Origin of the sequence: Mangrovicoccus ximenensis (assembly GCF_003056725.1) — a bacterium.
In the GTDB taxonomy this organism is placed as follows: domain Bacteria; phylum Pseudomonadota; class Alphaproteobacteria; order Rhodobacterales; family Rhodobacteraceae; genus Mangrovicoccus; species Mangrovicoccus ximenensis.
Map to the genome: position 1 here is coordinate 118,191 of NZ_QBKZ01000025.1, position 20,870 is coordinate 139,060.

A 20,870-nucleotide genomic window follows, 5' to 3' on the forward strand; every position below is an offset into this window, starting at 1 on the left:
GTCCACGTCTCCGGCGTCGATCCAGTGGGGGATCATCGACGAGGCATTGACGGTCCGCAGCGGCACGCGCCAGCCGCGCTCCGCCGCAACCACGTCGGGATCGTCGAGCGTGCGGTCATTGGCGGGTCAGGCCTCGAAGCCGAAATCGTTCAGGTCCATCGCCATGCCGCCCGGTCCCGGCATCGACCCGGGCCGCGGCATGTCCGAGGCCTGGCCATGCCCGGCATCCGATGCTGCATCTTGCCCGGCGCGGCGGCGCCCTCTCCTTGCTGCCTGCCGCCCGGGATCTTGGCCGGCACCTCCTCCGGCGTCCCGCAGCTGACATCATGCAGGAACATCGTCACCTCCTGGCAGTCGGCGGCGATGCCCTCCGAACGGCGGACGACCAGCGGCGCGATTTGCTGCTGCGGGATGGGGCTGTGCATCCAGAAGGTGCCCGGCCGCGGCGCGAAGTCGGAACTGCGCGGCTCGCCCGGGCGGAGCATCGGGTTGGCGTTGGGCCTGCCGTCCTGGGCGTTGCGCGGGTTCCGGCCGTGCCAGCGGATGATGGTCACGGCGTCCAAAGTCTTGGCCAGCTCGACGCGGACGTGCTGGCCAAGACCGGGGACCAGCCCCCGGCCGCCCGCGCCGTTTTCCAGCCCGAGGACAATGACGGCGCGGCCCTTGACCTTCATGGGCGGGTCGCGGCGGCGAGAGACAGCCTGTCCGCAGCGGCGGGCGGGCGGCGGCAGGGACGTGGACAGGACGGCCGCTGCGCAAGGGAAGCCGCCGCAGGCATGGCAGATCATGACGATCTCGCGGGGAACGGTGCGGGGCGGTTCCCCCGCAGGTCAGATCCGGGGCGGCAGGATGGCAGGCGCGATGGCGCACGAGACCATCGGCAGTGGGGGCAGCCGTTCTGCGCGCCCTGCACGGCCTTCCTCGGCTGGGCCGACCGCTACGAGGCAGGCGACCGTCCGGGGCGCAACCTGAAGGACGACACCGCCTGGGCGCGGGCGCTCGACTGCCCGGTGCTGCTCCTGGACAGCGCGCGGCCGCCCGGCGAGCTGCTGCAATCCGTTCTCGACAGGCTTGACCAGATCGCGGCGCTCGCCTAGGGCCGGAGCCTGACTCCGAAAGCCCCGAGGATGCCATGCCCACCTGGACCGCCCTGACCACGCTTGCCGACCGCGACATGGCGGAAGCCCTTGCCGACCGTCTCGAGGATCTCGAGCCCGAGCCCTATGGCGTCGGCGCCTTCGAAATGGAGGACGGCTCCGGCCTGTGGGAGATCGGCGGCTATTTCACCGAGGAACCCGACGAGGTCGGCCTGGCGCTGCTGGCGGCATCGCATGGCGCCAAGCCCTTCACCGTCTCCGAACTGCCCGAGACCGACTGGGTCGCCAAGGTGCGGCGCGAGCTCGCGCCGGTCGAGGCCGGCCGGTTCTGGCTCTATGGCAGCCATGATGCCGACACCGTCCCGGAAGAAAAGGTTTCGCTGCTGATCGAGGCGGCGATGGCCTTCGGCACCGGCCATCACGGCACCACCCAGGGCTGCCTCGTGGCCTTCGACCGGCTCCTGAACAACGGGCTGCAGCCCGGGCCGGTGGCCGATGTCGGCTGCGGCACCGCGGTCCTGGCGATGGCGGCGGCGAAGGTCTGGGACATCGTTCCGGTGGCCAGCGACATCGATCCGGTCGCCGTCGAGGTGGCCGACGCCAATGCCGCGGCAAACGGGCTCGCGGGCCGCATCCATGCGGTCGAGGCGACGGGCTTCGGCCATCCCGACCTGGCCGGGCCGTTCCGGCTGATCTTCGCCAACATCCTGAAGGGGCCGCTGATCGACCTGGCGCCCGACATGGCCAAGGCGGCGGAACCGGGCGGGGCGATCATCCTGTCGGGCCTGCTCAACGACCAGGCCGACGAGGTGAAGGCCGCCTACGAAGCCGCGGGCTTCGCCCTCGACGACCACCTGGTCATCGGCGACTGGTCGACCCTGACGATGATCCGCGCGGCCTGAGGCGCGGACCCGGCCCGGCGCGATGCCGGGCCTGTTCCTGCATCCGGACATGGAAAAAGCCTGCCGACCTCGCGGTCGGGCAGGCTTTCTCGTTCCGGTCCCTCCCGGCATCGCGCCGGGCGGCGGTCACTTGCGCGGGAATTTCATGTGGCGGATGTCATAGCGGGTGATGCCCAGATCCTGCAGCTCGAAATCGTCGAGGGCGGCGAGCTCGGCGCGGGCGCGCTCGTTGGCGAACCACTCCTTCACGGCCGCGATCTGATGGCTGATGACTTCGCCGAGGCTGATTTCGTGCTGGTTGCGCAGCATGTTCGGAGTGAGGACGGCCATCTTGCAGGCTCCTTGTCTTGGCAGGGTATCGGGTCGCGGCCAGTGCCGTTCAAGGCGGCAGATAGGCTTGGTGCCGCGCCGCCGCAAGCTCGGTCTCGGCATGACTGCGTTGCACATTCCGCATGACTGATGAAAGGTGTAAGTGGTTGTAACAAAAAGGTAATAATACTCACGCCTGATGTCGTTTCCGGACCTCCGAACGCCGCTTCCGGACCTCGGCGCCAAGCTGGCGCTGCGGAATGGCATTGCCGGATGTTCGCTTTTCGTGCTAGTCCGTTGCAAAACGGCGACAACAAGAATTGGCGGGCGGGCAGGCCATGCGCATCATCGGCATCGATCCGGGCCTGCAGAGGCTCGGCTGGGGCGTGATCGAATCTCACGGATCGCGGCTGCGCCATGTCGGCAACGGCGTGCTGCGCTCGGGCGACGGGCCGCTGGGGCTGCGCCTGGCGCGGCTCTTCGAGGAGCTGACCGAGGTGGTGAAGCGCTTTGCGCCCGACGGCGCGGCGGTGGAGGCGACCTTCGTCAACAAGGACGCGGCGGGCACGCTGAAGCTCGGACAGGCGCGCGGCGTGGCGATGCTGGTCCCGGCGCTGGCGGGGCTCGATGTCGGCGAGTATGCTCCGAATGCGGTCAAGAAGGCCGTGGTGGGCGTTGGACATGCGGAGAAACATCAGGTGGAGCACATGATCCGGCTGCAATTCCCGGGGGTGACCCTGGCCAATGCCGACGCGACCGACGCGCTGGCGATCGCGCTGTGCCACCTGCGGCACAGCCAGGCGAACCACAAGCTCAACGCGGCGATCCTGAGGGCGAAGGGATGATCGGGCGGCTTTCGGGACAGCTGGTCTACCGCGCCACCGACCATGTGATGATCGACGTGCAGGGCGTGGGCTATCTGGTCTATTGCGCGGAGCGCACGCTGGCCGGGCTGCCCGCGCCGGGGCAGATGGTGTCGCTCTATACCGACATGCTGGTGCGCGAGGACCTGCTGCAGCTCTTCGGCTTCCGCACGCTGGCGGAGAAGGAATGGTACGGCTGCTGTGCACCGTGCAGGGGGTCGGCGCCAAGGCGGCTCTGGCGATCCTGTCGGCGCTGGGGCCGGACGGGACCGGGCGGGCGATCACGCTGGGCGATGCCAATGCGATCCGCCAGGCCCAGGGCGTCGGTCCGAAGCTGGCGCAGCGCATCGTCATGGAGCTGAAGGACAAGGCGGCGAACGTGCTGGCCATGTCGACGCCGATCGCGGCCGCCCCGGCGATGCCGCGCCCGGCGCCGCAGGGGCATCCGCTGGCAACTCGCCGGTAACGGTGCCAATCTCCTCGCCCTCGGGGATCTGGTCCAGAAGGTCCGGCAGAACCGGGCTGTCGCCGTCTCGGCTGGAGGTGAATTCCCCCGCCCGGATGTCACCGGTGGCCGTGTCCATCGTCGGATGGACCTTGCGGTCCTGGCGGCGGCGGCGCGAGCCAGGTCATGTCCTTGTCCAGCCAGACGAGCAGAGAACCGCGCCGCTTAAAGGCGGCATAGTAGCATTTCCAGTTGGTCGTTCGGTAGCGGGCGGCTCTTGGTTGCCGTCAGACGGTTCCGGTGCATGTCGCGCAGGTGTTGGCAGGCGATCTTCTCCGAACGGCTTCGGCCCGAAGCTGCTCGCCCTTGGGGGCGGCGAACCACGCGGATGCAGAGCCTGCTCGGTCATCTCGCGCTGGCATTGGGCGGCCGTCCTGTCCAGGCGCTCGGACGGCGGCTCCTGCTCTGCGTCAGCAAGGATGCCTTCCTGCGCAGCCTGGGGACTCCCGAACCCCATGAGACGACGGAACCGAGGGTCATCGGGATCGATGACCGGGCCTGCCGGATGCGCCGCATGCGCGCGAAGCTTTCCTGCTGGCAGTGCCGCGAAGCCTGCCCATGATCCGCAAGGCGGTCGGCGCCCGGACGCGGTCGGGCATCCCTTACGCCCTATGGCAGTCAGGCACTCGCCCCGAAGATCCTGACGCCCGCGGAAAAATTGCAGCATGAGGGCTTGCCTCGCAGCGCCAGCAGGCCAACCGCGTGCCGCGGGGCTTTCGCCGTGCAACTGGCGCGACGGTCCCCTGTGCACTCTGCCAGCGGGCCGATCTCGGCATGGCCCGGCCGGCGGATCATGCGACAGATCGGGCGCAGCCGACAGGTCCTCCGCGGCGAGCGCGAGGATGTCTTCCGCATCCCGGAGAGCAGCCTGGCGCCTTGGCTGCCCAAGCTGGAACGGGACTGGTCCGGCGGTTGCCGGAACGGCGCAGACCTCTGGCACCGCCTGCCTGCTGACGGCTTCAAGGGCAGGCTGCGTGTTCTGCGACTTTGATCGCTCCCCCAGATCGATCGGCCTGCTTCGCAGACCGTCCTGAACTCGGCGATTAGGCCACCCGCCCGCGCAGCGCCGAGCAGGCTGCGTTGGCGGGACCAAGCAAATCGCCGCCCGCCCGCAAGATCGCGCGGCTGCTGAAACTGGGCCGGATCATCTGAAACGGGAAGAGGCGCTCACACTGAAACGCATCGCGTGAGAATCCCGCCAAAGCCACAGGAGCACCCAGACAGCGCGCGTTGCCTTGACGCTTGTGCAGGAGACTTGTGCTGCAAAGCTTAGAATTGCGCATCTCAGAAAGGGGCTTCACGTCAGTCTCGCCTGAACGGCATCAATCACGATGGAACAGCTGTCGCACAGTCAAAGCATTGTCCCGGAACAGGATTCCTCGTCAGCATGGAGGAGCCGGAATGGGCGAACATCCCAGGCGCTCGTCCGGCGCAACGAGAACACGAAGTAGGCACTGTCGGATGCCTTCCGTAGCGCGCGCTCCGGAGCGGCGCTGTTGAAGGTCGCTGTGCGCGGCGAAGAAGCTCGGCATCATGCAACACTCGGTTGCTGGAAGAATGAAGGAGACCTTCCAAAGCAACGGGAAGCCAATCTCCCCTGCCCTTCCGGAACGCCGCGTCCAGTCGTCAGGAAAAGCCTCCGGCATCCGGGTCTTGCGGCAGGCTTGATGGCCGCATGCACACTTCAGGAGCATAGGCGGCAGACCGCAAGAACCTCGGAACCGGCACGCGGTCATCGGTCCCGTTCCGGCCGGAACGGGACCGATGACCGCATTCAGAGCCGCTCGATCGACCGCATCAGCTTGGCGAGACGCTCGTCATCGAGATCGGCGCTTTCCAATGTCAGAACCCGCGTGCCGTCCGGCTTCTGCTTCAGCTTCACCTGGCCGATCCCCAGTTCCCTCTTCCGGAACGGCAGTGCCGTCGCAGCCTTCTCGCGACGCGCACGCGACCTCACAGCCTCCTTCGAGGTCGACGGCCCCTGATCGCGAAGCTGCTTCAGCGCGGCATCGATCTGGTCCCGGCTTGCGCTCCCGAGATCGAGCATTTCGCCAAGAGCGCCGTGGAACTCGACGGCAGCAAGGCCGCGGGACACCGTGGCACGCGGCACGCCGATGATCTCGGCGATCTGCTGCTGGGTAACCCCTGTCGTTTCCTGCGCGATCAGGCCAATTGAATAGAGCCGCTCGAACATGGTCAGGTCGCGGCGGATCGTGTTCTCGAAATAGCGCTCCTGCAGATCGTCGAGCCGCGCCCCGTCCGCCTCCGGAAAGGTCAGGAAGCACAGCGGTTCGATGCCCAGCTCGATGCAGGCACGCAGGCGGCGGCGCCCCGACTGCAGGGCAAAGCGCTGGCCGGACACGTCCCGCGGAAACGCCGGATTCGGCCGCCAGTCGGGTTCGGCCGCCCTCACCCGCAGCGGCGTGCGCAGGCCCCGGCGGCGGATGTTTTCCAGCAAGGCGCGGAAGCTGTCCTCGCTCTCGTCATCTTCCGGAGCGGGCGCGATCCGGTCGGAACCGACCTTGTCCTCGATGCTCGTCGCCGGAATGCGGATCGGAACGACGCCTTCTAGGATCCCCTCGTACACCGCCTCGTTGGCCAGCGCCGCTTCCTTCTTGGCACTTTCCAGCCGGTCCTGCATGCCGCGCATTGCCTGGCGCGACCAGTTGCCGGCGGTCGGCTGTTCCTCGGGCGTCACTTCGGGCAGGTCGCGGCCACTGGCCATGCCCCCCAGAATGGCGCTGCCCGCGCGCCTGCGTCCCACGCTCATGCTGCATCCTCCTCAAGGCTCGGCTTCGCCTTCTGCGACCATCCTTCGACCTCGCCATCCGGGAACAGCCGCTCCAGGAATGCCTGCGCGTAGCCCCGCGCCGGCAGGGACGGGATCGCCCGCATGACGATGGCATCGTTGACCGCATTGGCATTGTCGATGAAGGCCTGCAGGGAAGCTTTACGGGTTTTCGGCGGCTCGTATTCATAGGCCGACTTGAACTCCCGGAAGGCATTCGCCGCGCCTTCGGAATACTGGTAGTAGATCGGTGAAATGATGTCGGGATTGCCTGCCATGATCTCGCCGATCGTGCGCAGGTCGGTATCGGAGGAGCGGTTGACGATGGTCGGCAGGATCATCGGCTTGGCATCCTTGAACTTCACCGGATTGGTGTCGCCTTCGATGAAGCTGAAATAGTCCCGCAAGCTCGCCAGGTAGATATGCAGCGTCGACAGGTCGAAGCCCTTCATCGTCTGCGGAATGATCAGCGTGTCCGCGGCGACGATGGTGTTGAGCGTCGCGAGGGTGAGCGACGGCGGCGTGTCGATGATGACGACGTCCAGCGTCTCCTTCAGCGCTGCCTCGTAGGACTCGTGGCGGAAGCGCCCGTCCGGTCCGGACAGGTCCTTCGCAGTCGTGCGCGGCGGATGCGCGTCGCGCCAGCGGTCCAGAGAGTCCCGCAGCATCCGGTAGATCTTCTTCTGTTCCGGATCTTCCGTCTGGGTCAGGTAGTACATCGCGATGTCGGCTTCCTGGATCCCGGCTCCGCCCGGAATGAGGCGCAGCCCCGGCCAGGGCGTCGGCCGCCAGAACACGTTCAGCCGGTCCGGTGCATGGTGGATCTTCTCGCGCTGCCCGGCCTCGGGCACGCCCATGAAGTCAGTGTAGACCTCGACGTCGTAGCCCGCGATCGAGGTCGTGTCGTCAACGAAGTAAAGCGAGCAGGTTGCCTGAGGGTCGCCGTCGATCAGCCCGACGCGCAAACCGTAATAAAGGGTCAGATACTGGGCCAGATGCGCGCTCGACAGGGATTTCGCTACGCCGCCTTTCTGCGAGCTCAAAACGATTACCGGCAAATCTTCTCCGGGCTTGCGCCAGTAGAGCGTCGTGCGGCGGGCCTCGGGGCGGCTGTCGGCGATGGCCCGCAGCTTCATGATGTCATGCACGGAGAGCGTTCGTTCCCGGCCGCGGATTTCGCCTTCGGGAGCATCCGGGTGCTTCATGAGCGCGTTGACGAAACTGCGGTCGCAGCCGAAGAACTCGGTCACCTCGGCGATCGAATAACGCCTGAGCACGCGCAGAGACTGGGTGCGGTGCATCCGGGCCGATGAGGCCGCGCGGGACACGCAATCGATCGCGGCCTCCACGAAGGACGGGATGTTGTGAAAGGATTTCGCCATGCCTGGACATTCCTGCTCTGCCTCGAGAGCGCCTTTTGCAGCGCTTTTGCCGGAATAATCACATTGCCAGCGGAGGTGGGCAACATGTTTCCTCGTCTTTGCTTTCGAATATGGGGGGCAGGCGGCAATGCGTTGCAGCAATGCCCAGCCCGGCGGCAGCGATCACGCAGCCTGTCCCTCCGCAACGGGTCCCGTTCCGGCCGGAACATGACCTTGAACCGACTGCTTGCGCAATTGCTGTTTCGCAATCCAAGCACGGTTGCGGAACCTGCCGATGCGTTTCAAGTCCGCGGGACCGGGCATCGCCGCTGCTGCCGGAGCTGCAACGGTATTCACCAGCTGTCGCGGCAGGGGCAGTTTCTTCCAGTGTGGCTGCCATATGGCATCAAGCGCAGCGATTGCGGCCGCCAAGGCTTCGGCACTGCGCGCATGGGATGCGAGCAGCGCAGCGGTGGCCAGTCGGGCCTCGGGCTCCGGCGCCAGTCCATGCCTTGCCGAGAAAGCGCCAAGAGCCGCCGTGGCCTGCTGCCTTGCCTGTGCTTCGTCCCACAAGCAGACCTGCATGTTCTCTGCCTCGGCAATGACATGCTGAAGAAGTCCGGTGCGTGCGGTGCCGTGCCATACTCCGACCGGGTCGGAGTCGCTTGGCCGATGTTGGCGCCATTCGGCTTCGAGTTCGGGGGACCACTCTTTGACGGTATTGTTTTTATGGATCTTGTTTTTTGGACCCTTCGGGTCCTTGCGTTCAGCATCCCGGACGCTGCGTTCAGCTTTCGGTTCGGACGGTTTTCCACTGCCCGCGGCCATTGCCGACCAGCGGCTGCACATCTCCTGCCAGCCGCTGACGACGACACGGAGCCGGTAGTTGTAGCCGTTGCCGTAGGTCTGGCGGATGCAGTCGATCAGCCCATGCTCGCGCAGCTCCGCGACATAGGCGGAGATCGAGGATTTCGAGCGGTTGAGCAGGCGGCCGAGTTCTTCGTAGGAATGCCAGCTCTCGCCCTTGGCATCGGCGAAACCACAGAAGGCCAGAAGCAGGGTTTTCGCCTGGGGCGAGATGGCGAGCTGCAGCCAGGCGCGGGGCATGCGTACGAAACCGCCCTCGGCGAGGGACGCGGGAGATGTCATCGGACAAAGCCTCTCTGTTCGGCTCAAGGCCGTTGCGCGTCGCCCGATGCTGGGGTAGGGTCAGGTTGCGAAACTGGACCGTCGACGCAGGTAACTGTCTAGGCGGTGATCAAGGCTCCGGGATGTTGGCGCATTCCGGAGCCTTTTCGTTGGCGCTCTACATGCCGTCCTCCATCAGCGCGTCGCGCGCGGCCGATGCAGGCAGCAGGCGGTCGATTTCCGGCAGGGGCAGGGGCCCCTTGCGGACGCAGACATGGACCTTGTCGAGCCGCACCCGTTGGCGCGGGGCGATCTCGGCAAAGCCGTCTTCGGTTTCGGTTTCCAGCGTCAGGCTGATTGCGCCGGACATTTGCGGATTGTCGGCGATCGCGGCCATCGAGGATTTCAACGTCCTCGCCTTGAAGACCTTGAGGTCCGAGGCGATCGGAATGCGGCGGCGCAATTCGTCGAGCGGGATCCAGACCGGATCGCCGCCATTGCGGATCAGGCGCGCCAGGCAGATCTCGAAGACGCGCCAGGACGAGGGGCGGGAGGCCGTGAGCGTGCGGAACTCGTCGCGCGGGATCTCGAAGCCTTCCATGCCGAGGATCCAGCGGAACGCGTCCTCGCTCAGCGTGATCTTCAAGCGCAGGACTTTCTGGCCGGCGCCGCCGGCCTGCACGTCCTGCTCGAAGGCGTCGATCCAGCGGAACTGCCGCTTGCGGCTGACATCGTCGCCGATGGGCATCTCGGTGGTGATCCAGGTCGCCGCCAGCCGTTCGAGCCGCTCGGTGATGCGGGCATATTCGCTGCCGCCCAGCGTCGGGTCGTAGGAGATCGCCTCCATGATGTCGCGGACGCCGATCTCGACATGGCGGCTCGGAGGCGTGCCGGCCCGGATGGCAGTGCCGATCTGCGCGGCGAGGAGGTTGAGCACCTTGCGGTCGGTTGCCGTGGCGATCCGCGTCCCCGGCACCGAGGAGTGCATCCGCACGGTGTAGTCGCCGACTTGGGTGGTGAAATCCTCTTGGCCGTCCTCCGGGAAGAAGGGCAGTAGCATGGTCTCCAAGTCGCTGCGCATCGCAGGAACGCAGGAGCCTTGCCCATCCATGGCATCGGGCAATAAGGTATTGTTCAGCCGTTGGCTGGTCATGGTACTGCTGCCTCGTCCGATGATCTTCTTTGGATCGTCTCGGTTGTTTCTTGTCTTCTATGCCAGAAAAGACCGCATTTCAGAATGGCTGGGCAATAGGTTTTTTTCCGGCGGACGTCGAATATGCGGTCCAGATAGCGGGGCAGGGCGCTTAAGAGAGGTCAGCTTTGGCGCGTAACCTGTTGAGAACCCACAAGTGTTGATGCAGCTGCGGCGGATGCAGGAAATTTCGCGTCCCGTGGATCGGGTTTGCCGGGCAGAGGTTGCAGCCCACGGGCGCCGCGCAACTTCAAAAAGGCGGCGTGGTTGCAGTTCGCGGGCGCTGTGCAACTTCGGCTCCCGGACGGGATCCGGCTCCGACTCGGGCGCGGTGCAACCAAAGGGTCCGAGTCGCAAGCCCTTGATGCAAAAAGGCTTCCCGCTGGAGCGGGAAGCCAGGTTGCAGTTCACGGGCGCGGCGCAACTTCGGCCGTGTTCCGGCCGGAACAGCTCAGCGCCGGTCAGTCTCCTTGGGATGGTCGGCAGACAGCTTCGCATCCTCGCGCAGTTCCAGCCACATCGCGTTCATCACCGCGAAGAGCGCGGCCAGGGGAAGGCCCAGGAGCCAGGCGAAATACCACATGATTTTGTCTCCTCAGTAGCTGTTCGCGTTTTCGTCCAGGTCGCGCTCGGTCACCTTGCCCCAGAGCACCTTGTAGACCCAGGCCGTGTAGCCGAGGATCAGCGGCATGAAGATCACCGCCGCCACCAGCATGACGAAGAGCGTCCGCTGCGAGGACGACGCATCCCAGACTGTCAGCGACGAATTGGGATCGACCGAAGAGGGCAGGATGAACGGGAACATGGTCAGCCCCACGCTGGCGATCATGCCGAAGATGCCGAGCTTCGAAGCGAGGATGGTGAAGCCCCAGCCGCGTCGCAGCCCCAACACCGCCAGTCCCATGCCGGCAAAGCCCATCAGCGGCGCGGCAATGATCCAGGGCCGCCCGACATAGGCCGAGAGCCAGGTGCCGCCCTTGACGACTTCGTTCAGCAGCGGGTTCGACGGTCCGTCATGCGCCACCGCTCCGGCAAACTGGTAGCCGTCGGTCAGCACCAGCAGCCACAGCCCGGCCAGCGCATAGCCGCCGATTGCCACGAGCCCGGCCGCGGAGCCGATCTTCCGCGCCCGCTCGACGATCGGACCCTCGGATTTCAGCACCAGCCAGCCCGCGCCATGCGCCAGCAGCATCGCCACCGACACCGCGCCGCAGACCAGCGCGAAGGGGTTCAGGAGCGCCAGAAGCTTCAGGAAGCCCCAGCCGTCATAGAACGGCATCAGCCTGTCATTCAGGTGGAAAGGCACGCCGCGCAGCACGTTGCCGACCGCCACGCCGAAGATCGCCGCGGGAACTGCGCCGCCGGTGAAGAGCGCCCAGTCCCAGCGTTCCCGCCAGAGCTTGCCGGGCCGCTTCGAACGGTACTTGAAGGCCACGGGCCGCAGGATCAGTGCGGCGAGGATCAGCCACATCGCTAGGTAGAATCCCGAGAAGCTCACCGCGTAGAGCGGAGGCCAGGCGGCGAAGATCGCGCCGCCGCCGAGGATGAACCACACTTGGTTGCCTTCCCAGACCGGGCCGACTGTGTTGATCACCAGGCGCCGCTCGGTGTCGGTCTTCGCCACGAACGGGAGGAGCGCGCCCACTCCCATGTCGAAGCCGTCGGTCAGCGCGAAGCCGATCAGCAACACCCCGAGGAGCACCCACCAGATCACGCGCAGGGTGCCGTAGTCGATCAGTTCAGAGAGGATCATCGCTCGTTACTCCGCCGGGGCGGCCGCAGGGCCGCTGAGCCGCGCCTGGTGGCGCCGCATCCAGGTTTCGGTTTCCTCGACATCCTGCACCGGGCCCTTGCGGATGTATTTCAGCATCAGCGCCATCTCGATGACGAAGAGTGTGGAGTAGAAGATGACGAAGCCCGCGATCGTGAACAGCACCTCGCCGACGCCCAGATGGCTGACCGACAGCGCGGTCGGCAGGATGCCGTCCACCGTCCAGGGCTGGCGCCCGTATTCGGCGACGATCCACCCCATCTCGGCCGCAATCCACGGGGCAGGGATCACCGCTACCGCGCCGTAGAGCGCCCATCGGGGATAGGTCATGCCCTTGAACGAGCTGCGCACGAAGAAGTAGCCGAGCACGCCGATGAAGGCGAAGCCGAGCGCGACCATGATCCGGAAGGCCCAGAAGATCGGGAAGACATGCGGGACCGTGTCGTCGGCGGCCTGCAGGATCTGTTCCTCGGTGGCGTTGCGCGGATCGTCCGTGTAGCGCAGCAGCAGGAAGGCATAGCCCAGATCGCCGGAATGCACTTCGAAGCGGTCCATCATGTCCGGAGTGACATCGCCGCCCGCGCCGCGGATCTCCATCAGCGCGTCATAGGCGAGGATGCCGTTGCGGATGCGGCCCCGGGCCTCCTCGACCAATTGCTCGATGCCCGGGATCTCGGTGTCGAGCGACCGGGTGCCGATCAGCCCCATGACATAGGGGACATGGACGGCGTAATGCGTTTCGCGCGCTTCGCTGTCGGGGATGCCGAACAGGGTGAAGGAGGCGGGCGCGGGCTCGGTCTCCCACATCGCCTCGATCGCGGCGAGCTTCATCTTCTGGTTCAGCCCGGCGTCATAGCCTGACTCGTCGCCCAGCACGACCACCGACAGCGCGGAGGCGAGGCCGAAGGAGGCGGCGACCGTGATCGAGCGCCGCGCCAGGTCGGCATGGCGGCCCTTCAGCAGGTACCAGGCTGAAACGCCCAGCACGAAGACCGAGGCCGTCACGTAGCCTGCGGACACGGTATGGACGAATTTCGCCTGCGCGACCGGGTTGAACAGGACATCCGCGAAGCTGTCCATCTCCATCCGCATGGTCATCGGATTGAAGCTGGCGCCCACGGGGTTCTGCATCCAGCCATTGGCGATCAGGATCCAGAGCGCCGAGAAGTTCGAGCCGATCGCCACCAGCCAGGCGACGACGCAGTGGGCCACCTTCGACAGCTTGTCCCAGCCGAAGAAGAACAGCCCGACGAAGGTCGCCTCGAGGAAGAAGGCCATCAGGCCCTCGATCGCCAGCGGCGCGCCGAAGACATCGCCGACATAGTGGCTGTAGTAGCTCCAGTTCATGCCGAACTGGAACTCCATGGTGATGCCGGTGGCGACGCCGAGCACGAAGTTGATCCCGAACAGGGACCCCCAGAACTTGGTCATCTGCCGCCAGATCGGCCGGCCCGTCATCACGTAGACGGTCTCCATGATCGCCACGAGGATCGACAGACCCAGCGTCAGCGGCACGAAGAGGAAGTGATAGAGCGCCGTCATTGCGAACTGCAATCGTGACAACTCTACGATATCGAGGTCCATTTTTCCCTCCTGCTGCGCAAAACATGCGCCGAAAATATACGTTCCGGGCTATGCAACGAAGAAGGAAATACCTGTTTGATCTAAGTCAAAGGTAAGTGGTTCGTGACGAGGTCAAAGCGAAAAAATTCTGTCCGCCCAAATGCGTTCGGCCTCGCGATGGACCGCGCAGAGGATTGCCGCCTCCGGAAGCGCGGCCCGGAGGCCCGAAAGGACATGTTCTGCGGTAGCACGGTCGAGCCCTTCGGTCGGTTCGTCGAGCAGCAGCACCGCCGGCCGGCGCAATAGCGCGCGCGCCAGCGCCAGACGCCGCGACTCGCCGCCGGAAAGTCCCGAGCCGCCTTCGCCCAGGCGGGCATCGAGCCCGCCGGTCGGCGATCTTACACCTCTCCTCGGGACACGATCCCAGGCCTGCCCAATGCCGGGAAGAACAGCCGTCCTGTGTGGTCTCGGCCTACACTGCCAGCGCCAGCGTTCACCCCAATCAGGTCACGGCCAAAGCGAAATGGCGCCTCTTCGTCGGCCAAGGGCGCTGTTGGACAAATCAGCTGGCGGCCGCGGTCCGCGTTTTCCGGACACACCTATCCCGCCCCCGTCCTCGGGGGGCCGTGGGCCATGTAGCGGTTCCGGACCGCCACCCGGATCCGGACCTCGGCAACCTGGCGGCAGACGTCGCGGAACATCAGCCGCTGGCCAAGGAGCTTCACGCAGGTCCTCCGGATCCTTTCCTGTTCCCGCGCATGTCCGTCCCCCGCTGCGGCGGTTCTCCCCGTTCCAGTTCCGCCACAGCGCCCGGCCCGAGTACGTCGATATCCGCAGGATCGCGTTGCGCGCTCTCCTGCCATGTCCGGCTTCCAAGGCCTGGCGTGTCCGGCCGAGCGGAAGCGGGGAGAACACGCAAAAGGTCCGGAGGACCTTTTGCCCGGCGAACCGCGGCGGCTCAGCGGCACAGACGGCGTCATGCCAGGCGCGCGGGCCGCAGGCGGTGCCCGGAGTTGCCCATCGCGGCGCCTTCGGTCCGAGCCCGATAGGCGACCGCGCATCCGTGCAACTCAGCGGTGACGGCGGCGATCTCCCTGTCCGCCGGGATCTGGGCGAGCAGGTCCGGCGGCCTCCCTCGCCAGTTCGCTCGGACAGGTGGCATGCAACGGCCCGCTAGCTAAGCCAGTTGGCGGCCGTGCATGCGGTCTTCGCCGGTGTGCTCTTGGCCGCCGGCCATCCTTCCGGAGCCGCCCCGTGCCTCCCCAGCCGCATTTGCGCAGAAAGGACCTGCCATTGCGCCAAACGACGGGCATGGACTCCAGCATCATCGAATTGGCGTAACCGCCGCGCGCAATCTTCCCCAAAGCGCCGGTTGAAATTTTCGTTGGTTGCCGTTCTTAGTGCACGTTGCTTCTGACTGCATGAGCCTGTGATCGAGCGCGAACATCTGTCAGGCCTCCGTGGCCGGCGCTTGCAGAAGCCGCGGACCGGCATGGTGATCCGCGGACTAGGTCCAAATCTCCCCGACCGCGGGCGGGGTCGCCAATTGACGGACCTCATGGAACCGGAAATTGGCAGCGCCGCGAAATACCGGCCTGACGCTCCCGTCGAGAAGGCTCGGGCAGTCAGGTCTGAACCGTCCCAGATTGCCCTTAGGGCAAGTCTCTCAAAGGACAGCCCTCCATGGACGGGTGCCGCACCGCGCCGCGCCAGCCGCCCCCTGTTCCACCGGGGCGGCTGGCACCAGGCGGCCATCCATGACCGCGACGCCCTGGGCGAAGGCGCCGTCCTTCCCGGCCCCGCGGTCGTCGAGCAGCCCGAAACCACCACCGTCATCCTGCCCGGCTGGACCGGCACCGTGGATGCGCAAGGCAACCTCGTCATCGAAAGGGCCCAGGCATGACCACCGACAGCTTCGATCCGGTCCTTCTGGAGATCCTCGGCAACAAGTTCGCCTCGGTCACCGAGGAGATGTGCCTGACGCTGCAGCGCACCGGGCGCACGCTCTATGTCAAGGAAACCGCCGATTTCGCCTGCGCGCTGGCCGGGAAGGACGGACGGTTCTTCGCCTATCCGCGTTCGATCGGAGTCTCGGGCTTCGTCGGGCTGGAATGCCTGCCCGCCATAGAGGCGGCGGTCGCGGCCTGCGGCGCGCTGGAGCCGGGCGACGTCATCCTGACGAATGACCCTTACCGCTCGACCGGCCTTGCCACCCACCTGCCCGACCTGCACATGATCGAGCCCTATTTCGACGGCGACGAGATCGTGGCCTATGGCTGGTGCTTCGTGCACTGCTCGGATGTGGGCGGGCGCGTGGCCTCGTCGATCTCGCCGGTCAACACCGAAATCTTCCAGGAAGGCCTGCGCATCCCTCCGGTGAAGCTGATGCGCCGGGGCCAGATGAGCCCCGAGGTGCGGCTCTTCCTCGACGCCAATTCGCGCACGCCCGAGGCCAACATGGGCGACATCCGCGCGATGCTGGCATCATTGGCCACGGGGCGGCGGCGCGTCGCGCAGATGCTGGGCCAGCACGGCGCAGCGGAAATGGCGGCGGCGCAGGTCGCGCTGATGGATTATGCGGCCGGCAAGGCCGAGGCCGTGCTGCGCACGGTCCCCGAGGGCAGCTACCGGTTCAGCGACTATCTCGACGACGACGCGGCGTCGCGCCTGCCGGTGCGGCTGGCGGTGACCGTCACGATCAAGGACGGCAAGGTGCATCTCGACTTCACCGGCTCCGATCCGCAGGTCTCGACCGCGATGAACATCCCCTCCTGCGGGCGGCCGCATGCCTGGCTGACGCTCAGGATGCTGGCGCTGGTGCAGACGCTCGACCGCTCCGCGCCGCTCAATGCCGGACTGCTGCGGCCCCTGAGCATCTACACCCCGCCGGGCAGCCTCGTGAACCCCGAGGAACCGGCGGCGACCGGCGTGCGCCATGCCGCCGCGATCCGCGTCAACGACATCCTCAACGGCGCCTTCGGCCTTGCGCTGCCCTCCGTCCTGCCGGCCGCCGCCTCGGGCACGGTGATCCCGATCGTGATGAGCGAGCCGAAAGCCACCGGCGGGCGCATGGTGCAGGTGATCGAGCCGCTGATCGGCGGCACCGGCGCGCGCCAGGGCCATGACGGCGTCGACTGGCGCGACAGCGGGATCTCGAACCTCGCCAACAACCCCGTCGAGACCGTCGAGGCCGAGCTCGGCGTCGCCAGCATGCAGGCCGGCGGGGCGCCGTCGCCGAGCCGCCGCTCGACATGCAGGCGCAGCCAGTCCGCCAGCCCGGCCAGGGGCGAGGGCGCAGCGGCCATATGTGCCTCGAACACCTCGCCCATCCGCGCGTGGTAGCGTTCGAGCGCCAGCCGGAACAGCCCGTCCTTGCTCTTGAAGGCGGCGTAGATGCTGCCCGGGCGCATGTCGAGCGCGGCCTCGAGATCCTTCAGCGAGGTCGCGTGATAGCCCTGGCACCAGAAAAGCTGCATGGCCCGGTCCAGGGTCTTGTCGCGGTCATAGGGGGCGGCGCGTGTCATGGCCTGACATTTAGGCGCCTGGCCGCGGTCCGGCAAGATTGAGTGATCACTCAAACGTAATTTGAGTGTTTGCTCAAAATTTCCCAGCTTGCGGGCGAGGCCGGGCTGATCCGGCCGTTTTTCCCCAAAGGAGGCCCCCATGGCCGAATTCACCCGCCACACGCTGGACACCGCGCCCGAGGCATCGAAGCCGCTGGTCGAGAACGCCATTGCCATGTTCGGCATGCTGCCGAACCTGACCGCAACCATGGCCGAGAGCCCGCAGCTGCTCGAGGTCTACCAGCTGGCGCATATCCGCTTCCAGGAGACCAGCTTCACGCCGGACGAGCTGAACACCGTCTGGCTGGCGATCAATGTCGAGCATGCCTGCCATTACTGCGTGCCTGCGCATACCGGCATCGCCCACCGCATGGGGGTGGCTCCGGAGGTGATCGAGGCGCTGCGCTGCGCCACGCCGCTGCCGGATGCGAAGCTGGAAACGCTTCGCAGCTTCACCCTGGCCATGGTGCGCGGCCGCGGCGTGGTCAGCGCGGCCGAGATGCAGGCCTTCCTAGATGCGGGCTACACCCAGAAGCACGTGCTGGAGGTGATCCTCGGCATCGCGCAGAAGGTGATGAGCAACTACGTCAACCATGTCGCGCAGACGCCGGTCGACGCGGCCTTCGCGAAATTCGCCTGGGCACCGGCGGAAGCGGCCGCCTGATCCGCGGCGGGGCCGGCCCTCAGCCGACCGGGTCGGCCTCGCCCCTCAGCCGCGGCGCCACCGTCCGCGCCAGCCGCAGGATGTCGGCGATATACGGCTTCTCGGCCTCGTCGCTGCGGATCGCGGCATAGAGATGCCGGGTGATTCCGTCCCTGGTCAGCGGCCGGGTCACGTAATCGGAATTGTAGCGCACCTCGCGCACCACCCAGTCAGGCAGCACCGAGACGCCGCGGTTCGACGCCACCAGCAGCAGGATCACCGCGGTCAGCTCCACCTGCCGCACGGCGCGCGGTTCCACCCCGGCGGGCGACAGAAGCTGCGAGAACACGTCGAGCCGCGAGCGTTCCACCGGATAGGTGATCAGCAGCTCGTCGCGGAAATCGGCGGCCTCGACGAAGGGCTTCGCGGCCAGCGGATGCTGCGCGGAGGCGACGAAGACCGGGTTGTATTCGAAGAGCGGCTCGAAGGTGACCCCGGCGAGGTTCTCGGGATCGGAGGAGACCACCAGGTCGACCTCTTCCTTCTGCAGCGCGGGCAGGGCGCCGAAGCTCAGCCCCGGGCGGATGTCGACATCGACATCGGGCCAGGACTTGCGGAACTCCTCCAGCACCGGGAACAGCCATTCGAAACAGGCATGGCATTCGATCGCCATGTGCAGCCGTCCGGATTTTCCCGAACGGATCGAGCGGAAATCCTCCTCGGCGGCGGCGACTTCGGGCAGGATCTTCTCGGCGAGGCGCAAGAGCCGGTGGCCGGCCGCCGACAGCTTCAGCGGCCGCGAGCGGCGCACGAAGAGCTCCACCCCCGCCTGTTCCTCCAGCCCCTTGATCTGGTGCGACAGCGCCGACTGGGTTATGTTCAGCACATCCGCCGCGCGTGCGAGGCCGCCCGCGTCATGGATCGCCTTGATGGTCTTCAGGTGCCGGAATTCCAGGTGCATGTCGAAGTCTATTCAAACGCGGCTCATCTTGATCTTTAGCATTATGAATTTGCTTCACAGTGCTGTCGAGGGCTATATGCCGCTCAACCCGAAAAGGAGAGAGACCATGTCCGCGCCCCGCGTGTCGTTCGAATTCTTCCCGCCCCGCTCGCTGGAGGCATCGTTCCGGCTGTGGGAAACGGTGCGCGTGCTGGCGCCGCTGAAGCCGACCTTCGTTTCCGTGACCTACGGGGCGGGCGGGACCACCCGCAAGCTGACCCACGAGGCGGTCACCACGATCGGCAAGAACTATGGCCTGAACGTCGCGGCGCATCTGACCTGCGTCGATGCGAGCCGCGCGGAAACCCTTGAGATCGCGCAATCCTATGCCGAGGCCGGGGTGACCGAGCTGGTCGCTCTGCGCGGCGATCCGCCGAAGGGCGCCGACCGGTTCGAGCCCCATCCCGACGGCTTCCGCGACAGCTGCGAGCTGATCTCGGCACTGAAGGACACCGGCAAGTTCACCCTGCGCGTCGGCGCCTATCCCGACCCGCATCCCGAGGCCAAGGGCGACCCGATGGCCGATGTGCGCTGGCTGGCGCAGAAGTTCCGGGCAGGCGCCGATTCGGCGATCACCCAGTTCTTCTTCGAGCCCGAGACCTTCTTCCGCTTCCGCGACCGCTGCCGCGCCGAGGGCATCGAGGGCCCGATCCTGCCGGGCATCCTGCCGATCGAGAACTGGCAGGGCGTCAGGAAATTCGCGCAGCGCTGCGGCACGCCGGTGCCCGCATGGCTCGACGAGGCCTTCACCAAGGCCGGCGAGGAGGGCCGCGAGGAAGAGCTGTCCAAGGAACTCTGCATCAAGCTCTGCGAAGAGCTGATGGCCGAGGGCGTCGAGGACCTGCATTTCTACACGCTCAACAAGCCGACGCTCAGCCGCGACATCTGCGCCGCGCTCGGGGTGCATCCGCAGGCCTCGCTGGAAGACGTCGCCTGAACCGGGCCGGGCCAGGGTGCCGCAGGCGCGCGCTTGCGCTCGCCCGGACGGCGCTTTGGTGCTAGGTCAGGGATCATGACCGAAAGAGCGCAGACATACGGCCCCCTCGCGGCCGGAGACCTGGCCGGGATGACCGGCCTCGACTTCCTTCTGGCCACCGCCGAAGGCCGCCTGCCCGAGGCGCCGATCCGCGGCCTGATCAACGGCCGCATCTCGGCGGCCGAGAAGGGCCGGGTGGAGATGCTCGCCCGCCCGACCGAGGAGCACCTGAACCCGTTCGGCGCGGTGCAGGGCGGCTGGTACGGCGTGGTGCTCGATTCCGTGCTGGGCTTTGCCATCGTCTCCTGCCTGGGCGAGGGCTTCTCGGCGCCGACGCTGGAATTCAAGGTCAACATCACCCGCGCGATCCCGGTCGGCATGCAGGTGCTGGCGATCGGCACCGTGTCCCATGTCGGCCGCCGCACCGGCGTCTCGACCGCCGAGATCCGCGGCGTCGAGGACGGCAAGCTCTACGCGACCGGCTCGACCACCTGCATCAACCTCACGCCCTGACGGGGCTCCGGCCGCCACCCGGCCTGGGGCTCTGCCTCTGAGCGGACGGGCAGGCCATGCGCGCGGCGGTCTCAGGTGCCGGACATGCAGCCCGGCGCGCCGGGGCATCAGGGCATGTGCGCGGCGGTGGAACTTGCCCGCACTGCGCCGGTTCCGGCGAGGCGAGGCTGGGAGAAGATCGGCACAGGCGAAAGCCCGGTTCCGCCGGACATGCGCGGCGCGGCTGGGCAGCGTTTGCCCGTGCCTCGGCTTCCCCTCGGGCGATTCCGCCGGGGACCGCCCGCGTCCGGAGAGCGCCGGGCCTTTCCGGACCTCCGAGGAACTTCATCGCCCGCGCCATGTTGCAGGCCAGGACAGGCAGCGCCATCTCCGCGGCCACGGCGCTTCAAGCGCTTCGCCGTGAACCGCGCGGCGCCCCTCCGGGTCTTGACCGCGCCGAACGGTTGCTCCGCCGTTTGCCATCGCATGATCATGGGGATTGCCGGCAATCCGGAGCGGCACGTCCTCGTGGCCCCGGCGGCGCATCGGCAGTTCGGTCCCTGTCCCGCAAACGGGTCTCGACATGCGCTGCCGGCAGTGATTGGTCCGGCATCGACGCATCTCCGTGCGTGGACCGACAGGTCGGAGCCTGGCCCGCCGGACAGCAATACGCACCGCTTCCGGGATCATGGACGAAGTCCGCCTTGTGATCCTGCC

Annotated in this window: 20 protein-coding genes and 4 pseudogenes; 10 read left to right on the plus strand and 14 right to left on the minus strand. The window is 66.7% G+C overall.

What is annotated here, in order from left to right:
- Positions 1-149: 149 nt before the first annotated feature.
- Complete coding sequence (locus C7T91_RS28295) at positions 150-674, minus strand: multicopper oxidase domain-containing protein (RefSeq protein ID WP_161556149.1); 525 nt, start codon at positions 672-674, stop codon at positions 150-152.
- Positions 675-776: 102 nt separating this feature from the next.
- Between C7T91_RS28295 and C7T91_RS28300 the strand changes: the two genes are divergently transcribed.
- Together C7T91_RS28300 and C7T91_RS28305 are read left to right on the plus strand one after the other, a co-directional pair.
- A complete protein-coding gene (locus tag C7T91_RS28300) occupies positions 777-1,097 on the plus strand; it encodes a P-loop NTPase family protein (protein ID WP_108263231.1) in 321 nt (106 codons plus the stop codon).
- A 35-nt stretch (positions 1,098-1,132) separates the two neighbouring features.
- A complete protein-coding gene (locus tag C7T91_RS28305) occupies positions 1,133-1,999 on the plus strand; it encodes a 50S ribosomal protein L11 methyltransferase (protein WP_108263232.1) in 867 nt (288 codons plus the stop codon).
- Between the two features lie 126 nt (positions 2,000-2,125).
- Here the strand turns inward: C7T91_RS28305 and C7T91_RS28310 are convergent, their stop codons facing one another.
- Positions 2,126-2,329: a DUF1127 domain-containing protein gene (locus C7T91_RS28310; protein WP_201742287.1), complete on the minus strand. Its 204-nt coding sequence runs from the start codon at positions 2,327-2,329 to the stop codon at positions 2,126-2,128.
- Positions 2,330-2,646: 317 nt separating this feature from the next.
- Here C7T91_RS28310 and ruvC point away from each other — a divergent pair, with 317 nt between their 5' ends.
- Positions 2,647-3,153 (plus strand): crossover junction endodeoxyribonuclease RuvC, encoded by a 507-nt coding sequence (gene ruvC / locus C7T91_RS28315; RefSeq protein ID WP_108263233.1) that lies wholly within the window; start codon positions 2,647-2,649, stop codon positions 3,151-3,153.
- Positions 3,150-3,610: pseudogene (gene ruvA, locus C7T91_RS28320) on the plus strand (Holliday junction branch migration protein RuvA); the annotation flags it as partial. The gene ruvC and the pseudogene ruvA, both read left to right, overlap by 4 nt.
- A gap of 16 nt (positions 3,611-3,626) precedes the next feature.
- Here the strand turns inward: ruvA and C7T91_RS40530 are convergent.
- Positions 3,627-3,797, minus strand: a pseudogene (locus C7T91_RS40530) (IS5/IS1182 family transposase); the annotation flags it as partial.
- A 207-nt stretch (positions 3,798-4,004) separates the two neighbouring features.
- Here C7T91_RS40530 and C7T91_RS28330 point away from each other — a divergent pair.
- A complete protein-coding gene (locus C7T91_RS28330; protein WP_108263234.1) occupies positions 4,005-4,238 on the plus strand; it encodes a hypothetical protein in 234 nt (77 codons plus the stop codon).
- Between the two features lie 1,212 nt (positions 4,239-5,450).
- On the opposite strand, the gene C7T91_RS28340 is transcribed toward C7T91_RS28330, so the two are convergent.
- The 9 genes and pseudogenes from C7T91_RS28340 to C7T91_RS37315 all read right to left on the minus strand — a co-directional run.
- A complete protein-coding gene (locus C7T91_RS28340; protein ID WP_108263236.1) occupies positions 5,451-6,446 on the minus strand; it encodes a ParB/RepB/Spo0J family partition protein in 996 nt (331 codons plus the stop codon).
- Positions 6,443-7,846, minus strand: coding sequence for a ParA family protein (locus C7T91_RS28345; RefSeq protein ID WP_108263237.1), 1,404 nt, complete (start codon positions 7,844-7,846; stop codon positions 6,443-6,445). The genes C7T91_RS28340 and C7T91_RS28345 overlap by 4 nt, the downstream gene beginning before the upstream one ends.
- A gap of 162 nt (positions 7,847-8,008) precedes the next feature.
- Positions 8,009-8,932: a helix-turn-helix domain-containing protein gene (locus tag C7T91_RS28350; RefSeq protein ID WP_236638571.1), complete on the minus strand. Its 924-nt coding sequence runs from the start codon at positions 8,930-8,932 to the stop codon at positions 8,009-8,011.
- A 199-nt stretch (positions 8,933-9,131) separates the two neighbouring features.
- The gene (locus C7T91_RS28355; RefSeq protein WP_236638572.1) at positions 9,132-10,013 is read right to left on the minus strand and encodes a replication initiator protein A; all 882 of its coding nucleotides are present in this window, start codon (positions 10,011-10,013) and stop codon (positions 9,132-9,134) included.
- A 583-nt stretch (positions 10,014-10,596) separates the two neighbouring features.
- Positions 10,597-10,728, minus strand: a complete 132-nt coding sequence (gene cydX / locus C7T91_RS28360; RefSeq protein ID WP_108263240.1) for a cytochrome bd-I oxidase subunit CydX — start codon at positions 10,726-10,728, stop codon at positions 10,597-10,599.
- 12 nt (positions 10,729-10,740) lie between these two features.
- On the minus strand, positions 10,741-11,898 hold the full coding sequence (gene cydB, locus C7T91_RS28365) for a cytochrome d ubiquinol oxidase subunit II (RefSeq protein WP_108263241.1): 1,158 nt from the start codon (positions 11,896-11,898) through the stop codon (positions 10,741-10,743).
- 6 nt (positions 11,899-11,904) lie between these two features.
- Positions 11,905-13,500 carry a cytochrome ubiquinol oxidase subunit I gene (locus C7T91_RS28370; protein WP_108263242.1) on the minus strand — a complete coding sequence of 532 codons (1,596 nt, stop codon included), beginning with the start codon at positions 13,498-13,500 and terminating at the stop codon, positions 11,905-11,907.
- Positions 13,501-13,611: 111 nt separating this feature from the next.
- Positions 13,612-13,917, minus strand: a complete 306-nt coding sequence (locus tag C7T91_RS28375) for an ATP-binding cassette domain-containing protein (RefSeq protein WP_108263243.1) — start codon at positions 13,915-13,917, stop codon at positions 13,612-13,614.
- Between the two features lie 161 nt (positions 13,918-14,078).
- Positions 14,079-14,340 (minus strand): annotated as a pseudogene (locus C7T91_RS37315) (IS5/IS1182 family transposase); the annotation flags it as partial.
- Between the two features lie 697 nt (positions 14,341-15,037).
- Here C7T91_RS37315 and C7T91_RS28380 point away from each other — a divergent pair.
- Positions 15,038-15,382 (plus strand): hypothetical protein, encoded by a 345-nt coding sequence (locus C7T91_RS28380; protein ID WP_108263244.1) that lies wholly within the window; start codon positions 15,038-15,040, stop codon positions 15,380-15,382.
- Complete coding sequence (locus tag C7T91_RS28385; protein ID WP_108263245.1) at positions 15,379-16,821, plus strand: hydantoinase B/oxoprolinase family protein; 1,443 nt, start codon at positions 15,379-15,381, stop codon at positions 16,819-16,821. The genes C7T91_RS28380 and C7T91_RS28385 overlap by 4 nt, the downstream gene beginning before the upstream one ends.
- 74 nt (positions 16,822-16,895) lie before the next feature.
- On the opposite strand, the pseudogene C7T91_RS38780 reads toward C7T91_RS28385, so the two are convergent.
- Positions 16,896-17,252: pseudogene (locus C7T91_RS38780) on the minus strand (hypothetical protein); the annotation flags it as partial.
- Between C7T91_RS38780 and C7T91_RS28395 the strand changes: the two are divergent.
- On the plus strand, positions 17,143-17,706 hold the full coding sequence (locus C7T91_RS28395; protein WP_108263246.1) for a carboxymuconolactone decarboxylase family protein: 564 nt from the start codon (positions 17,143-17,145) through the stop codon (positions 17,704-17,706). The pseudogene C7T91_RS38780 and the gene C7T91_RS28395 sit on opposite strands and share 110 nt — an antisense overlap.
- Positions 17,707-17,725: 19 nt before the next feature.
- Here the strand turns inward: C7T91_RS28395 and C7T91_RS28400 are convergent, their stop codons facing one another.
- Positions 17,726-18,646, minus strand: coding sequence for a LysR family transcriptional regulator (locus C7T91_RS28400; RefSeq protein WP_108263247.1), 921 nt, complete (start codon positions 18,644-18,646; stop codon positions 17,726-17,728).
- Between the two features lie 106 nt (positions 18,647-18,752).
- On the opposite strand from C7T91_RS28400, the gene metF reads away from it, so the two are divergent.
- A complete protein-coding gene (gene metF, locus C7T91_RS28405) occupies positions 18,753-19,622 on the plus strand; it encodes a methylenetetrahydrofolate reductase [NAD(P)H] (protein ID WP_108263248.1) in 870 nt (289 codons plus the stop codon).
- 75 nt (positions 19,623-19,697) lie between these two features.
- A complete protein-coding gene (locus C7T91_RS28410) occupies positions 19,698-20,174 on the plus strand; it encodes a PaaI family thioesterase (protein WP_108263249.1) in 477 nt (158 codons plus the stop codon).
- Positions 20,175-20,870 lie beyond the last annotated feature (696 nt).